At 56.9% G+C, this 16,385-nt stretch carries 10 protein-coding genes; 3 read left to right on the top strand and 7 right to left on the bottom strand.

What is annotated here, in order from left to right; translation table 11 throughout:
- Nucleotides 1-134: 134 nt before the first annotated feature.
- The 3 genes from fusA to rpsL are packed head-to-tail and all read right to left on the bottom strand — an operon-like array spanning nt 135 to nt 3,128.
- Nucleotides 135-2,252 carry an elongation factor G gene (gene fusA, locus AC2FLD_RS14840; RefSeq protein ID WP_282120247.1) on the bottom strand — a complete coding sequence of 706 codons (2,118 nt, stop codon included), beginning with the start codon at nt 2,250-2,252 and terminating at the stop codon, nt 135-137.
- Nucleotides 2,253-2,270: 18 nt separating this feature from the next.
- On the bottom strand, nt 2,271-2,741 hold the full coding sequence (gene rpsG, locus AC2FLD_RS14835) for a 30S ribosomal protein S7 (protein WP_008756926.1): 471 nt from the start codon (nt 2,739-2,741) through the stop codon (nt 2,271-2,273).
- A 15-nt stretch (nt 2,742-2,756) separates the two neighbouring features.
- Nucleotides 2,757-3,128 carry a 30S ribosomal protein S12 gene (gene rpsL / locus AC2FLD_RS14830; protein ID WP_005621086.1) on the bottom strand — a complete coding sequence of 124 codons (372 nt, stop codon included), beginning with the start codon at nt 3,126-3,128 and terminating at the stop codon, nt 2,757-2,759.
- A 390-nt stretch (nt 3,129-3,518) separates the two neighbouring features.
- Between rpsL and AC2FLD_RS14825 the strand changes: the two genes are divergently transcribed.
- Both AC2FLD_RS14825 and AC2FLD_RS14820 read left to right on the top strand, forming a co-directional pair.
- Entirely contained in the window at nt 3,519-4,328 is an 810-nt protein-coding gene (locus AC2FLD_RS14825; RefSeq protein WP_496669984.1) for a putative rhamnosyl transferase, read from the top strand.
- A gap of 1 nt (nt 4,329) precedes the next feature.
- Entirely contained in the window at nt 4,330-5,136 is an 807-nt protein-coding gene (locus AC2FLD_RS14820) for a putative rhamnosyl transferase (protein WP_496669985.1), read from the top strand.
- Here the strand turns inward: AC2FLD_RS14820 and AC2FLD_RS14815 are convergent.
- Together AC2FLD_RS14815 and AC2FLD_RS14810 are read right to left on the bottom strand one after the other, a co-directional pair.
- A complete protein-coding gene (locus AC2FLD_RS14815; protein ID WP_496669986.1) occupies nt 5,121-5,990 on the bottom strand; it encodes a DMT family transporter in 870 nt (289 codons plus the stop codon). The genes AC2FLD_RS14820 and AC2FLD_RS14815 overlap by 16 nt on opposite strands.
- A gap of 120 nt (nt 5,991-6,110) precedes the next feature.
- Entirely contained in the window at nt 6,111-6,776 is a 666-nt protein-coding gene (locus AC2FLD_RS14810; RefSeq protein ID WP_496669987.1) for a class I SAM-dependent methyltransferase, read from the bottom strand.
- A 78-nt stretch (nt 6,777-6,854) separates the two neighbouring features.
- Here AC2FLD_RS14810 and AC2FLD_RS14805 point away from each other — a divergent pair, with 78 nt between their 5' ends.
- Nucleotides 6,855-7,760, top strand: coding sequence for a LysR family transcriptional regulator (locus tag AC2FLD_RS14805; protein WP_496669988.1), 906 nt, complete (start codon nt 6,855-6,857; stop codon nt 7,758-7,760).
- A 153-nt stretch (nt 7,761-7,913) separates the two neighbouring features.
- Here AC2FLD_RS14805 and rpoC read toward each other — a convergent pair whose 3' ends face one another.
- Together rpoC and rpoB are read right to left on the bottom strand one after the other, a co-directional pair.
- The gene (gene rpoC, locus AC2FLD_RS14800; protein WP_050605021.1) at nt 7,914-12,155 is read right to left on the bottom strand and encodes a DNA-directed RNA polymerase subunit beta'; all 4,242 of its coding nucleotides are present in this window, start codon (nt 12,153-12,155) and stop codon (nt 7,914-7,916) included.
- Nucleotides 12,156-12,204: 49 nt separating this feature from the next.
- Nucleotides 12,205-16,338 carry a DNA-directed RNA polymerase subunit beta gene (gene rpoB / locus AC2FLD_RS14795; protein WP_496669989.1) on the bottom strand — a complete coding sequence of 1,378 codons (4,134 nt, stop codon included), beginning with the start codon at nt 16,336-16,338 and terminating at the stop codon, nt 12,205-12,207.
- Between the last annotated feature and the right edge of the window lie 47 nt (nt 16,339-16,385).

The raw sequence follows: 16,385 nt of genomic DNA, 5'->3' as shown, positions 1-16,385 counted from the left end.
GTTTTACCATGGTCAACGTGGCCAATCGTGCCGATGTTGACGTGCGGCTTATTACGCTCAAACTTTTCCTTTGCCATGATGGCCTCCTGTCATTGAGAAAGGGAAGAGGTCGAACGCCCCTTCCCCGATTTCGCTTATGCGTATTTCGCCTGGATCTCGTCCGAGATGTTCTGCGGAACCGGATCGTAGTGGTCGAACTGCATGGTGAACTGGGCACGGCCCGACGACATCGAACGCAGAGTGTTGATGTAGCCGAACATGTTGGCCAGCGGAACGAACGCGTCGATCGCGATGGCGTTGCCACGGTTTTCCTGACCGGAAACCTGTCCCCGACGTGATGTCAGGTCACCAATGATACCGCCGGTATACTCTTCCGGGGTAATCACTTCGACCTTCATGATCGGTTCAAGCAGTTTCGCACCAGCTTTGCGCATGCCTTCACGCATACCCATACGAGCCGCGATTTCAAACGCCAGAACCGAGGAGTCCACGTCGTGGTATTTACCTTCGATCAGGGCAACTTTGAAGTCGATCACAGGGAAGCCAGCCAGCGGACCGCTATCCATAACGGATCTGATACCTTTTTCGACACCCGGGATATATTCCTTGGGCACCGAACCACCAACAACGCGAGATTCGAACGAATAGCCTTCGCCCGGCTCTGTCGGTGAGATGATCATCTTCACTTCAGCGAACTGACCCGAACCACCCGACTGTTTCTTGTGGGTGTAAACGATCTCGGCTTCGTGACCGATGGTTTCGCGATAGGCCACCTGCGGCGCACCAATGTTCGCTTCAACCTTGAATTCACGCTTGAGACGGTCAATCAGGATGTCCAGGTGAAGTTCGCCCATGCCCTTCATGATGGTCTGACCCGATTCCAGGTCAGTTTCCACGCGGAAGGACGGGTCTTCTGCAGCCAAACGGCCCAGACCCTGGCTCATTTTCTCCTGGTCAGCCTTGGTTTTCGGCTCAACCGCAATCTCGATCACTGGATCAGGGAAGGTCATGGTTTCCAGAACCACCGGATCACCGGTCGAACACAGGGTGTCGCCCGTGGTGGTGTCTTTCAGACCTGCCAATGCGATAATGTCACCCGCGAATGCTTCCGTGATTTCCTCACGATCATTCGAGTGCATCATCATCATCCGGCCGATACGCTCTTTCTTACCCTTGGTCGAGTTCAGAAGCGTGTCGCCTTTGGCCAAAGTACCCGAGTAGATGCGGGTAAAGGTCAGCGAACCAACAAAGGGGTCGTTCATGATTTTGAACGCCAGACCCGAGAACGCCATATCATCATCCGCACGGCGGGCGATGTTACGGGTTTCTTCTTCGTCACCGGGTTTGAAGCCCATGTAATCAACAACGTCCAGCGGGCTGGGCAGATAGTCGATCACAGCGTTAAGCAGCGGCTGAACGCCTTTGTTCTTGAACGCGGAACCGCCCAGAACCGGAACAAACGCGATTTCCAGAGTACCTTTGCGCAGCAGGGCGCGCAGGGTCGGAACGTCGGGCTCATTGCCTTCCAGGTATTCCATCATTGCGTCGTCGTCCATTTCGACGGCCGCTTCGACCATTTTACCGCGCCATTCGTCAGCCATGTCTTTCAGGCTGTCACGGATCGGTGCTTTGACCCAGCTTGCACCAAGGTCTTCACCCTGCCACAGCCATTCTTCCATGGTGACCAGATCGATCAGGCCTTCCAGCTCGGTTTCTGCGCCGATCGGGATACCAACCGGGACAGCACGTGCGCCGGTACGATCTTCGATCATTGCAACGCAGTTGAAGAAGTCCGCGCCAATCTTGTCCATCTTGTTGACGAACACCATACGCGGAACCTTGTAGCGGTCAGCCTGACGCCACACGGTTTCGGTCTGGGGCTCAACACCAGCGTTTGCGTCCAGAACGCAGACGGCACCGTCGAGAACCGCCAGCGAGCGTTCAACTTCGATGGTGAAGTCAACGTGGCCGGGGGTGTCGATGATGTTCAGGCGGTGCTTGGGCGAGTCAGCGGTTTCACCGTCTTCGGTGCGTTCCCAGAAAGTGGTGGTCGCAGCCGAGGTGATGGTGATGCCGCGTTCCTGCTCCTGCTCCATCCAGTCCATGGTGGCTGCACCATCGTGCACCTCACCAATGTTGTGGGATTTGCCGGTGTAATACAGGATACGCTCTGAGCAGGTGGTTTTACCTGCATCGATATGCGCCATGATACCGAAGTTACGGTAATGGTTGAGTGTATATTCGCGTGCCATTTTGATAAGCCTCTGGAATTACCAACGGTAGTGGCTGAAGGCTTTGTTCGCCTCGGCCATCTTGTGGGTGTCTTCGCGCTTTTTAACGGCGGTACCACGGGACTGTACGGCGTCCAGCAGCTCGCCCGCAAGGCGCTCTTCCATGGTGTTTTCATTACGGCCACGCGCAGCAGTGATCAGCCAGCGGATGGCCAGTGCTTCGCGGCGCTCGGGGCGCACTTCGACCGGGACCTGATAGGTTGCACCACCAACCCGGCGCGAGCGAACCTCGACCGACGGTTTGATGTTGTCGAGCGCTTCGTGGAACACTTCGACAGGTGCGCGCTTGATCTTGCCTTCAACACGGTCAAAGGCGTTGTAGACGATGCGCTCTGCAACCGACTTCTTACCGTCGATCATCAGATTGTTCATGAATTTGGTCAGTACCTTGTCGCCAAATTTGGCGTCAGGCAGGACTTCGCGTTTTTCGGCGGCGTGACGACGTGACATATCAGCCTCTCCTTCTTACTTGGGACGCTTCGCGCCGTATTTCGAACGACGTTGTTTACGATCTTTGACGCCCTGAGTATCCAGAACACCGCGAAGGATGTGATAACGCACACCGGGAAGGTCTTTTACACGACCGCCACGGATCAGAACAACCGAGTGTTCCTGCAGGTTGTGGCTTTCACCCGGGATGTACGAGATGACCTCGAACCCGTTGGTCAGGCGCACTTTGGCAACCTTACGCATAGCCGAGTTCGGCTTTTTCGGTGTGGTGGTATACACGCGGGTGCAGACGCCGCGCTTCTGCGGGCACTGCTCCAGGTGCATGGACTTCGAGCGTTTTACTTTAGGCTGCCGCGGTTTGCGGATCAGCTGTTGAATAGTTGGCATTCCGGTTCTTTCCCCGTTTTGCAACACACATGACATGCACGCGCGTTGCGTGCGGCTAAATTCGCTGCACTTATGCGTCCACAAGCGCAAAACCCACGAGCGTTCCCATTCCGAGGTGAACGTCGCGGTTGGTTCTCAGAGGGCGCGAACTGTAAAATTGTCCGGGCCTTGACCAGTTCATTACTGGAATCGGCTACGGGGCGGCCCCCGGCACCGAGATGACGCGCGTAATAGGGGGAGTCGGCCCAAGTGTCAACAGCACTAAGCCAGCGGTTTCGGGGCGGCATGGTTCGGGGCGTAATGGATTGCCCCAAAAAGACGCCATGCCCCCGTTGCGACCAATTCATGGCGGGGGCATAGTCGTGCTGGATATCAGCCGATGGACAACAGATGCAAGTGATTGGCCTGTGCCGCTTTTCTTATCCCGCGATTGGCGGCTTTCGGCTGAACCAGGATACAATCGAAGATCAAAGGCGGTTTCTATATGCCGCCGACAGGATGGCGGAACGCTTTCGCCTGTTTGAAACCATCACCCTGCCTGGCTTTCGTGCCCAAACCGATCAAGCATTTGAGTTGTTGGTGTTAACGGGAACGTGCCTGCCTACAGCCTTTTCGGATCGACTGCGGGACCTGACCGCCCAGATCAAACAGATCCGTATCATCGAAAGAGACCCCGCGGATCATAAACGGGTGATGAGAGAGGTTCTGAACACCGCCCGCACCAACCCGGATGAACCCTGCATTCAGTTTCGGCATGACGACGATGACGCGGTTTCCGTCGATTTCATAGAAAGCCTGCGCTCTGCCCTGCGCGAGAATGCAGGGTTGGTGCGGCAGAGCGAGTCCATCGCGATAGATTACAATAACGGCTACGTCGCCAGATGTGACAAACATGGGATACATGTGGCGCAGGTCTATCGGTCATTGCTGGGGGTCGGCTTGGGCATGTTTGTTCAAGGCGGAAGTAAACGGACAATATTTGACCGATTGCACAACAGGCTGGCGCGGTTCATGCCGGTGGTCAGCTACCCTGACGCGCCGATGTGGATGCGCATGCTGCACGCGTTCAACGATTCCGACCACGCCCGCAAGGATACGCGTGAGCTTTTGCCGCTTACTCCGGAACAGACAGAGGATTTACGCACGCGGTTCTCTATCGACCCGGACACAATGAAAAGAACGCGTGTCAGGGATTGTTAATATGCAAGTCCTTGGTCTTTGCCGCTTTTCCTACCCCGCCATTGGGGGGTTTCAAACCGCGCACGCCTCCGTCGAAGAACGACGGCAGTTTCTGTATCAACCTGACCGGCTGGAAGAACGGTTCCGACTGTTTGAATCCATCGCTCTGCCCGGTCTAAGGCAGCAAACCGACGAAGACTTCCGCCTGCTGATCGTTGTCGGTGAATGCCTGCCCAAACCCGCCTTCGAGCGCCTGCACGATCTGACTGCTGACCTGAAGCAGGTGCGCATTGCCATCAAACCTCCGGGTCGGCACAGAAAGGTCATGCAGGAGGTTCTGAATGCGGCGCGCCTCAGCCTCGATCACCCCTGCTTGCAATTTCGTCTTGACGATGATGATGCGGTGGCAGTGGATTTTGTCGAACGGTTGCGTGGAACCGTTGGTGATTGCACCGGGCTATTTCAGAAGCGAACCATGGTCGCGATCGATTTTAACTGTGGGTATCTGGCCCGCGCGGATGCCAAAGGAATTGCGGCCATCCGTGTACACCGCCCATTGATGACGGCCGGGCTTGGAATGTTCATTCAAGGCGGCATCCGAAAATCGATCATGAACTTCACACACAACCGGATCAACCGGGCCATGCCTGTTATCACCCGACCCGAAGATCCGATGTGGGTGCGCGGCCTGAACCGGTTCAACGACTCGCCACGCACCAGAAACCTCGACGTCAACCTAAGCCCGCTTTCACCGCAGCAAGAGGATGAATTTCTGACGCGCTTTTCCATAAACGTGAGCCATGTCAGGCAGGTTCATTCAGCACTCTGACGGGCGCGCTCTCGAAACAGGGTGAAAAGCCCTGCCCCAACGATCAGCGCCGCGCCCAGCATCGTCAGAGAGTCAGGCCATTCGTCAAACAGGACCCAACCCAACCCCAGCGCCCAGATCAAGCTTGAATACCGAAAAGGAGCGCTAAATCCGACATCGCCCTGTCGCATGACCGAAACGCTGAAAAAATACCCCATCAAGACAAAGACAGCCGCCACAACGACCAGAGATCCGGCCTCGACCGAGACCGGGACCCATCCTTCAAACACCGACGCGATTGCTGCTGCTACGGCGATTGAACACGATGTGGCCAATGTCACCACCATCGACGGCACATTGGCGGACATGCGACGGGTGACTAGATCCCGTGCCGTGATCGACATCACCGCAATCAACGCATAGATGGAATAGAGGCTAAAACCGTCCGGCCCGGGCCTTACGATCAGCGTCATCCCGATGAACCCTAAACCAATTGCCGTGGCACGACGCCAGCCCACCTTTTCCGAAAAAACCAACGCAGCACCGAGTGTCACAGTCAGTGGCAGGGCCTGAAGGATGGCCGTCACATTGGCAAGCGGCATATTCTTGAGAGCTGTCAGGAAAAAGAATGTGGTGGCAAGTTCGCACAAGCTGCGCAACGCGACCAACCACTTGTCATGGCGCGAGAAATTCAGGTGCAGCGCGCCCAAAGACCGCGCCAATAGGTACACCAGAACCACGGCCAGCGCACCCCTGATGGCCACCAACTGAAACAGCGGCAGGTCCTGAAGCGCAACCTTCACCAACGCATCGTTCACGGTAAACGCCGCCATGCTGCCCATCATCAGCAAAGCACCTTTCGTATTCGGCGTCATATTGGTTAGGCTCCGCGCAAGGAAATTCCACGCATTGGCCGAGGTCTTGATTGGGATGTCAATATCGCTTGAAGCTGTTATCCAAGGTTCATCCCAAAGGAATTAGGGTTCTGAACGGGATCAGACTTTTTGCGCAACAATATACCGGCTCGGTAGCAACCCGGCTTGATCTACTATCTCTAAGGTTTTGAAGCCCGAACGCGCAACTCGTTGCTCGAGTTCAGCTCCGGAAACGAAATTCACAAACGGGGCTTTCCCAAGCGCCTGCATGATCGGGATCGCGATCCGGCTGATTGCAACGTATTTGAAGCCTTTTTTCTGCGGAGCGCAGACAGTCTTGGAAATGAAAATCCCACCGGGTTGTAAGAGCGAAGAAATCTGTTCAAGTGCTCGGTCCAGGTCAGGCAAGAGGTGAAGTAGGTTATGCGCCAGGACAGCGTCGTATGAACCTTCGCCAAGATCGTGCTCGAGAACTTCCGCCACTTTGAACGTCACATTCTGCAATCCTTCTTCGTCGCGTTTTTCTTCGGCGATCTCGATCATCCCCGGAGCAAGATCGGAGGCAGTGACATGAGCTACATGCTGTGCAAGCATCAGCGCGGTTGAACCTGTCCCACAACCAATCTCCAGTATGCGGTCGTGGGCTTTCAGGTACGACTTCGTTCGTTCTAGCGTGTTCAGATACCCTTCCATGTTCCGGATTGGATCAGCCGCATACTTGCGCGAAATTTTGCTCCAGAACGCAGCATCCTTAGACAAAGCAGCCATTTCATTACTTTCTTTCAAGCCAGTTGTTGCCCTTAGTAAATTCAAACACAAACTTTTGGAATTACTTCAGGATGAAGAAGCGTTATGCATTAATGCATGAATTGGAAAGCCATCAATTTCGACTGGAACCAAGTGCGGTCTTTTCTCGCGACAGCAGAAGAAGGCTCTTTTTCCGCAGCGGCGCGTGTTCTTGAGCAAACCCAGCCCACCGTCGGCCGTCAGGTTGCAGCCCTTGAACTGGCACTTGGAATCACCTTGTTTGAAAGAGTCGGAAAGTCGCTTAACCTGACCACCGCGGGCGCGGAGCTCTTGTTGCATGTCAGGGAAATGGCAGATGTTGCAAACAGGATTTCGCTTACCGCCACAAGCCAGTCACAAGCTGTCGAGGGGCAAGTCAGGATCACGGCGTCGGACGTGATGTCCACCTATCAGCTTCCGCATATGCTAAAGCAGATTAGACTTGCGGCACCACGACTTGAGATCGACATTGTCGCTTCAAATGAAGTGCGCGATATTCATCGGCGTGAAGCCGATATCGCCATCCGGCACATACGCCCAACGCAGCCGGATCTGATCGCGAAGCTTGTAGCGGAAGCGACAGCGCGTTTTTATGCCGCTCCGTCATACCTTGATCAGGTCGGACGACCCAAAAATGAGGGCGAACTTGTAAAGTTGGACTTCGTCGGATTTGGCGATGTTGACACGATGATCGGCTATCTCAATCCGGCAGGAATTGATGTCACCCGCAAGAATTTCCGGATCGGCTCACAAAGCGGGATAGTCTCATGGGAGTTGGTGCGCCAAGGTTTCGGCGTCGGTATCATGTCGGATGAGGTGGCCGCACTGACACCTGACATCGAGCGGGTGTTACCCGAACGCGAGCCCTTTAAGTTCCCAATTTGGCTCGCCACCCACTCAGAGCTACACACGGCGCGCAGGATCAGGTTGGTGTTTGATCAGCTTGCGGACCAGCTCAAGGCACAGGCCACCTTTAGGAGTTAGAGAAACATCGCAAGCTGGATGTCTGAACAGTGAATAAACCTGCCTTGCGACCCCGGATTTAGCTGGTACGGCATTGGCCGCCCCCTTCAACGCTCGCCCACAAAAAAGGCCCCGCAGTTTTGCAGGGCCTTCTTTTATTCACTGAGCTCAGACTTACTCGCGGCTTTCCGGTGTTTCCACCAGAACGTCCAGCTCATCACCGACCATGTCGTCGTCAAAGGTCGGCGCAGCCAGAGCGGCGGCCGCTTCGGCCTCTTCCCGGCGGGCTTCGATGACTACGTTGTCACGCGACTGCGCGATGTGGCGGACAGCCTGAGTTGCGCCACCGGTACCGGCGGGGATCAGACGACCGACGATGACGTTCTCTTTCAGGCCAACCAGCTTGTCTTTCTTGCCCTGAACCGAAGCTTCGGTCAGCACGCGAGTGGTTTCCTGGAACGACGCCGCCGAGATGAACGAACGCGTCTGCAGCGAGGCCTTGGTGATCCCCAGAAGGATCGGCTCGCCCTGTGCCGGACGACCGCCGCGGGCCAACGTCTTCTCGTTGGCTGCGTCGAACTCCTGCTTGTCGACATGCTCGCCTTTCAGCAGGGTGGTGTCGCCTGAATCCAGGATCTCCCACTTCTGCAGCATCTGGCGCACGATAACTTCGATGTGCTTGTCGTTGATCTTCACGCCTTGCAGACGATACACGTCCTGCACCTCGTCGATCATGTAATCCGCCAGCGCTTCGACGCCCATGATGGACAGGATGTCATGCGGAGCCGGGTTACCGTCCATCAGGTATTCACCCTTCTGGATGAAGTCCCCTTCGGCGACCGGGATGTGCTTGCCCTTGGGTACCATGTACTCGATGGTCTCCATGGACTCGTCAGCCGGTTCGATGCTGATGCGGCGCTTGTTCTTGTAGTCGCGGCCAAAGCGCACGTAACCATCGGCTTCTGCGATGATCGCGTGATCTTTCGGACGGCGGGCTTCGAACAGTTCGGCCACACGCGGCAGACCACCGGTGATGTCCTTGGTCTTGGCGCCTTCACGCGGGATACGCGCGACAACTTCACCGGCCTGGATCTCCTGACCGTCTTCGATCGACAGGATCGCATCCACAGACATCGGATAGTGAACCGGGTTGCCCGCATCGTTGCGGACCGGCTCGCCATCTTCACCGACAAGAATGATCTCGGGCTTGAGGTCGCTGCCTTTGGGGGCCGCGCGCCAGTCGATCACGATCTTCTGGGTCATGCCGGTTGCGTCGTCGGTCTCATCGCGGACAGCAATGCCCGAAACCAGGTCGACATACTTCGCGGTACCGGCTTTCTCGGCAATGATCGGCAGAGTGTAGGGGTCCCATTCGTACAGCTTGTCACCGCGAGCAACCTTGGCACCATCCTTGACGAACAGCTTGGAGCCGTAGCCCAGCTTGTGGCTGGCACGCTCTTCACCATGCTCGTCTTTGATCACCAGCTTCATGTTCCGGCCCATGACCAGGTTTTCGCCTGCGGCATTGGCCAGGATCTGTGGGTTCTCGAAGGAAACGATGCCTTCCTGGCTGGCTTCCTGGAACGACTGCTGACCACCTTGGGCAACCCCACCGATGTGGAAGGTCCGCATTGTCAGCTGCGTACCGGGTTCACCGATGGACTGGGCGGCGATGATGCCGACAGCTTCACCGGTGTTCACCATGGTACCACGTGCAAGGTCACGACCGTAGCAAGTTGCACAGACCCCTTCCTCGGACTCACAGGTCAGAGGCGAACGGATGCGCATCGAGGCAACACCGGCTTCATCAATGATGTCGGCCATACGTTCGTCGATCAGCTGACCTGCTGCGACGATCACCTCATCGGTGCCCGGACGCAGAACATCGTCCGCCGAGACACGGCCCAGCACTCGTTCCGCCAGCGAGGCAACAACCTCACCGTCGTTCACGGCTGCTTCGGCTGTGATCGCGCGCTCGGTGCCACAATCGATTTCACGAACGATGCAGTCCTGCGCCACGTCCACCAGACGACGGGTCAGGTAACCCGAGTTCGCCGTCTTCAGAGCGGTATCCGACAGACCCTTACGGGCACCGTGGGTCGAGTTGAAGTACTCGAGAACGGTCAGACCTTCTTTAAAGTTCGAGATGATCGGCGTCTCGATGATGTCACCGTTCGGCTTGGCCATCAGGCCGCGCATACCGCCCAGCTGCTTCATCTGAGTGACCGAGCCACGCGCACCCGAGTGGGCCATCATGTAGACCGAGTTCGGTTCCTGTTCGGACCCGTCCGCTGCCCGATCCGAGGATGAGATCGTGCTCATCATCGCCTCAGTCACGCGGTCGTTACACTTCGACCAGGCATCGACAACCTTGTTGTACTTTTCGCCCTGAGTGATCAGGCCGTCCATGTACTGTTGTTCAAAGTCTTTCACCTGACTACGGGTGTCATCAACGATGCCCCACTTGTCGCCTGGAATGACCATGTCGTCCTTACCAAACGAGATGCCCGCCTTGAACGCTTCTTTGAAGCCCATCGACATGATCTGGTCACAGAAGATAACCGACTCTTTCTGACCGCAGTAGCGGTAGACCGTGTCGATCACCTGCTGCACTTCTTTCTTCCGCAGCAGGCGGTTGACCAGCTCGAACGGTGCCTTGTTGTTCATCGGCAGCAGAGCACCCAGACGCAGACGGCCCGGAGTGGTTTCATAGCGCTTCTGAACTTCGTTACCTTCGTCGTCGATCTGGGTGATCCGCGCGGTGATCTTGGTGTGCAGATGCACTTCACCTGAATCCAGCGCGTGCTGAACTTCGTCGATCGACCCAAAGACCTTGCCTTCGCCCGGCATGCCTTCGCGTTCCAGCGTCACATAGTACAGACCCAGGATCATATCCTGCGACGGAACGATGATCGGCGCGCCGTTTGCAGGCGACAGAACGTTGTTGGTCGACATCATCAGAACACGCGCTTCCAGCTGTGCTTCAAGGCTCAGCGGAACGTGAACGGCCATCTGGTCACCGTCGAAGTCGGCGTTAAAGGCCGAACAGACCAGCGGGTGCAGCTGGATGGCTTTACCTTCGATCAGAACCGGCTCAAACGCCTGAATGCCAAGACGGTGCAGCGTCGGCGCACGGTTCAGCATGACAGGGTGTTCGCGGATCACCTCGTCGAGGATATCCCACACTTCGGGACGCTCTTTCTCGACCAGTTTCTTCGCTTGTTTCACGGTCGAAGACAGACCCTTGGCTTCAAGGCGCGAGTAGATGAAGGGCTTGAACAGTTCCAGAGCCATCTTCTTGGGCAGACCACACTGGTGCAGCTTAAGCTCCGGACCGGTCACGATGACCGAACGGCCCGAGAAGTCAACGCGCTTACCCAGAAGGTTCTGACGGAAGCGGCCCTGCTTGCCTTTCAGCATGTCCGACAGCGATTTCAGCGGACGCTTGTTGGCACCGGTGATCACGCGGCCACGACGGCCGTTGTCGAACAGCGCATCAACGGATTCCTGCAGCATCCGCTTTTCGTTGCGGACGATGATGTCAGGTGCGCGTAGCTCGATCAGACGCTTCAGACGGTTGTTCCGGTTGATGACGCGGCGATACAGATCGTTCAGATCCGAGGTCGCGAAACGGCCACCATCCAGCGGAACCAACGGACGCAGCTCCGGCGGAATGACCGGAATCACGGTCATTACCATCCACTCAGGCCGGTTGCCCGACTCGAGGAAGGATTCAACAACCTTCAGGCGCTTGATGATCTTCTTGGGCTTCAGTTCGCCGGTTGCTTCGGCCAGATCAGCGCGCAGCTGCTCGGCTTCTGCTTCCAGATCGATCTGGGCCAGCATCTCGCGGATGGCTTCGGCACCGATATTCGCGGTGAACGCGTCCATGCCATAGGCATCCTGCGCGTCCATGTACTCTTCTTCGGTCAGCATCTGGCCGTAGGTCAGGTCGGTCAGACCGGGCTCGATGACAACATAGTTTTCAAAGTACAGAACACGTTCCAGATCGCGCAGCGTCATGTCCAGCATCAGACCGATGCGGGACGGCAGCGATTTCAGGAACCAGATATGCGCGACGGGCGCGGCCAGTTCGATGTGGCCCATACGCTCGCGGCGGACTTTCTGCAGGGTGACTTCCACACCGCATTTTTCGCAGACAACGCCGCGATACTTCATCCGCTTATATTTGCCGCACAGACATTCGTAATCTTTGATCGGGCCAAAGATACGCGCGCAGAACAGACCGTCACGTTCAGGCTTGAACGTCCGGTAGTTGATGGTTTCGGGTTTCTTGATCTCGCCATAGGACCAAGACAGAATCCGCTCGGGCGACGCCAAGGAGACTTTGATCTCGTCAAAGACTTTCGGCGGCGTCAGCGGGTTGAACGGGTTGTTGGTGATTTCCTGGTTCATTTTGCGTCCTTACAAATTGGGATGGGATGAGTGTGGGGCGTTGCCGCCCCTACTCTTCCTCCGCATCCAGGAGTTCCATATTCAGGCCGAGGCCACGGACTTCTTTCACCAGAACGTTGAACGATTCCGGCACGCCCGCTTCAAAGTTATCCTCGCCCTTGACGATCGACTCATAGACCTTGGTCCGGCCGGCGACGTCATCCGATTTCACGGTGAGCATCTCCTGCAGGGTGTAGGCGGCGCCGTAAGCTTCCAGAGCCCAGACTTCCATCTCACCAAAGCGCTGACCACCGAACTGCGCCTTACCACCCAGCGGCTGCTGGGTAACCAGGCTGTACGGCCCGGTCGAACGCGCGTGGATCTTGTCGTCCACAAGGTGGTGCAGTTTCAGCAGGTATTTGATGCCCACGGTCACCGGACGCGCGAATTGCTCACCGGTACGACCGTCGAACAGGATCGACTGACCGCTTTCCGAGAAGCCTGCACGCACCAGCGCGTCGTTGACGTCAGCCTCTTTGGCACCGTCGAAGACCGGGGTCGCGATCGGAACACCACGGGTCACGTTGCCCGCAGCCTCGATCAGGTGATCCTCGTCCAGACCGGTGATGCCTTCTTCGTAGACATTTTCACCATAAGCCAACTTCATCGCTTCGCGCACCGGGGTCAGGTCGCCGGAACGGCGGTATTCACCCAATGCGTCGTCGATGTTCAGACCCAGACCGCGTGCGGCCCAACCCATGTGGGTTTCAAGGATCTGACCAACGTTCATACGCGAAGGCACACCCAGCGGGTTCAGACAGAAGTCAACCGGAGTACCATCGGCCAGGAACGGCATGTCTTCCATCGGAACAACCTTGGAAATCACACCTTTGTTCCCGTGACGACCGGCCATCTTGTCGCCGGGCTGCAGCTTGCGCTTCACGGCGATGAAGACTTTGACCATCTTCATCACACCCGGCGGCAGGTCGTCGCCACGGCGGACCTTCTCGACCTTGTCTTCGAAACGGGCGTCCAGAGCACGCTTTTGTACTTCGTACTGCTCGTTCAGGGCTTCGACGATCTGTGCGTCCTGCTCACCTTCCAGCGCCAGCTGCCACCACTGACCGCGGGTCAGGGTTTCCAGCAGCTCCTCGGTGATCACCGACCCAGCCTTGACGCCTTTCGGGCCTTTGACCGCAGTTTTACCCAGGATCAGGCCTTGCAGACGCGCATAGATGTTGCGGTCCAGGATCGCCAGCTCGTCGTCCCGGTCACGGGCCAGACGCTCGACTTCCTCACGCTCGATCTGCAACGCACGTTCGTCTTTTTCGACGCCGTGACGGTTGAAGACGCGAACCTCAACGACCGTACCGTAATCGCCCGGCTTCACGCGCAGCGAAGTGTCGCGCACGTCAGATGCTTTTTCACCAAAGATGGCGCGCAGCAGCTTTTCTTCCGGGGTCATCGGGCTTTCGCCCTTCGGAGTGATCTTGCCGACCAGAATATCGCCCGGCTCAACATCCGCACCGATGTAAACGATGCCGGCCTCGTCGAGGTTGCGCAGCGCTTCTTCACCGACGTTCGGGATGTCGCGGGTGATCTCTTCCGGGCCCAGTTTAGTGTCACGGGCGGCGACTTCGAATTCCTCGATATGAACCGAGGTAAAGACGTCGTCACGCGCGATACGTTCCGAGATCAGGATCGAATCTTCGTAGTTGTAACCGTTCCACGGCATGAACGCGACGACCACGTTCTTACCCAGAGCCAGTTCACCCATATCGGTCGACGGACCATCAGCAATGACTTCGCCCTTCTGGACGGTGTCACCCACCTTGATCAGCGGACGCTGGTTGATGCAGGTGTTCTGGTTCGAACGCTGGAACTTGCGCAGACGATAGATGTCAACGCCAGCGTCGCCCAGTTCCAGATCTTCGGTGGCGCGAATAACGATACGCTGGGCATCGACCTGGTCGATGATACCGGCGCGTTTCGCCTGAATCGCAGCACCCGAGTCGATCGCAACCTTTTCCTCGATCCCGGTACCGACCAGCGGCGCTTCGGCCCGCAAAAGCGGAACCGCCTGACGTTGCATGTTCGAGCCCATAAGAGCACGGTTAGCGTCGTCATTTTCAAGGAACGGGATCAGCGATGCGGCGACCGAGACCAGCTGTTTTGGGCTTACGTCGATCAGGTCCACATTCTCGCGCGGAGCAAGCGTGTAGTCACCCGACTGACGTGTCGACACCAGATCGTTGATGAACTTGCCATCCGCATCCAGAGTCGCGTTCGCCTGTGCTACGGTGTGACGCATTTCCTCGGTCGCGGACATGTAGTGAACCTCATCGGTCACCTCGGCGTCTTTGACGACGCGGTAAGGTGTTTCGATGAAGCCATACTTGTTCACGCGGGCAAAGGTGGCCAGCGAGTTGATCAGACCGATGTTCGGACCTTCCGGCGTTTCAATCGGGCACATCCGACCATAGTGGGTAGGGTGCACGTCGCGCACCTCAAAGCCCGCACGTTCACGTGTCAGACCACCGGGGCCAAGCGCCGAAAGACGGCGTTTGTGCGTGACTTCCGACAGCGGGTTGGTCTGGTCCATGAACTGCGACAGCTGCGACGAGCCAAAGAATTCACGAACAGCAGCAGCGGCCGGTTTCGCGTTGATCAGGTCCTGAGGCATGACGGTGTCGATCTCGACCGACGACATACGCTCTTTGATCGCGCGCTCCATGCGCAGCAGACCGACGCGGTACTGGTTTTCCATCAGTTCACCGACCGAACGTACACGGCGGTTGCCGAGGTGGTCGATATCGTCGATGTCTCCTTTGCCGTCGCGCAGCTCCACCAGCGCCTTGATGCAGGCGACGATGTCTTCGCGGCGCAGGGTGCGCAGGGTATCCGGCGCATCCAGAGCCAGACGCATGTTCATCTTCACGCGGCCAACGGCGGACAGGTCGTAACGCTCGCTGTCGAAGAACAGGGTGTCGAAAAGAGCCGACGCGGCTTCGACGGTGGGCGGCTCGCCCGGGCGCATGACGCGGTAGATGTCCATCAGCGCGCTTTCACGGTTCAGGTTCTTGTCCTGAGCCATGGTGTTGCGCATGTAGGGGCCGACATTGATGTTGTCGATGTCCAGAACCGGAATGTCTTTGATGCCTGCGTCGATCAGGTCTTTGACGGTACCACCAATCAGGTCGCCGCCTTTGTCGTATTCCAGGGTCAACTCATCACCGGCTTCGACATAGATCGCGCCGTTTTCTTCGTTGATGATGTCCTTGGCGACAAACTTGCCGACGATGTTTTCAAACGGTACCAGCAGGTCGGTGACGTTGCCTTCGTCGATCAGCTTTTTGACCGCGCGCGGGGTGACTTTCTTACCTGCTTCGGCAATCACTTCGCCAGACTTTGCGTCAATCAGATCATAGGTCGGACGAGTGCCGCGCACACGCTCGGGGAAGAACGGAGTGATCCAGCCCTTCTTCTTGTCCAGCTTATAAGACACGGTGTTATAATACGCGTCCATGATCGCTTCCTGATCCAGACCCAGCGCGTAAAGCAGAGTGGTCACAGGCAGCTTGCGGCGACGGTCGATCCGGGCGAACACGATGTCTTTGGCGTCGAACTCAAAGTCCAGCCAGCTGCCGCGATACGGGATGATGCGGCAGGCAAACAGCAGCTTGCCCGAGGAATGGGTCTTGCCCTTGTCGTGGTCAAAGAACACACCGGGCGAGCGGTGCATCTGGGATACGATCACACGCTCGGTCCCGTTCACGACAAAGGTGCCGTTCGGCGTCATCAAAGGCATGTCGCCCATGAAGACATCCTGTTCCTTGATGTCTTTTACCGATTTAGCGCCAGTGTCCTCATCGACATCGAACACGATCAGACGCAGGGTGACCTTCAGCGGCGCGCTGTAGGTCATGTCGCGCTGCATACACTCTTCGACGTCGTATTTGGGTTTTTCCAAATCGTATTTCACGAACTCCAGAACAGAGGTTTCGTTGAAATCCTTGATCGGGAAAACCGACTGGAACACGCCCTTGATGCCTTCGCCGTCAGCGGGCTGCTCTGCATCGCCGGAGCGCAGGAATAGATCATAAGAAGATTTCTGGACCTCAATGAGGTTCGGCATTTCCAGCACTTCGCGGATTTTGCCGTAATATTTACGAAGACGTTTCTGGCCAAGGAACGTTTGAGCCATGTCAGATGTCACCTTTCGATGTTCTCAGCGGGCAAAGACACCGTCGG

The organism is Ruegeria sp. CDSA021, assembly GCF_059612325.1.
Note: the sequence above shows the minus strand (reverse complement) of the source record. Positions and strands in the feature narration are given on the sequence as shown.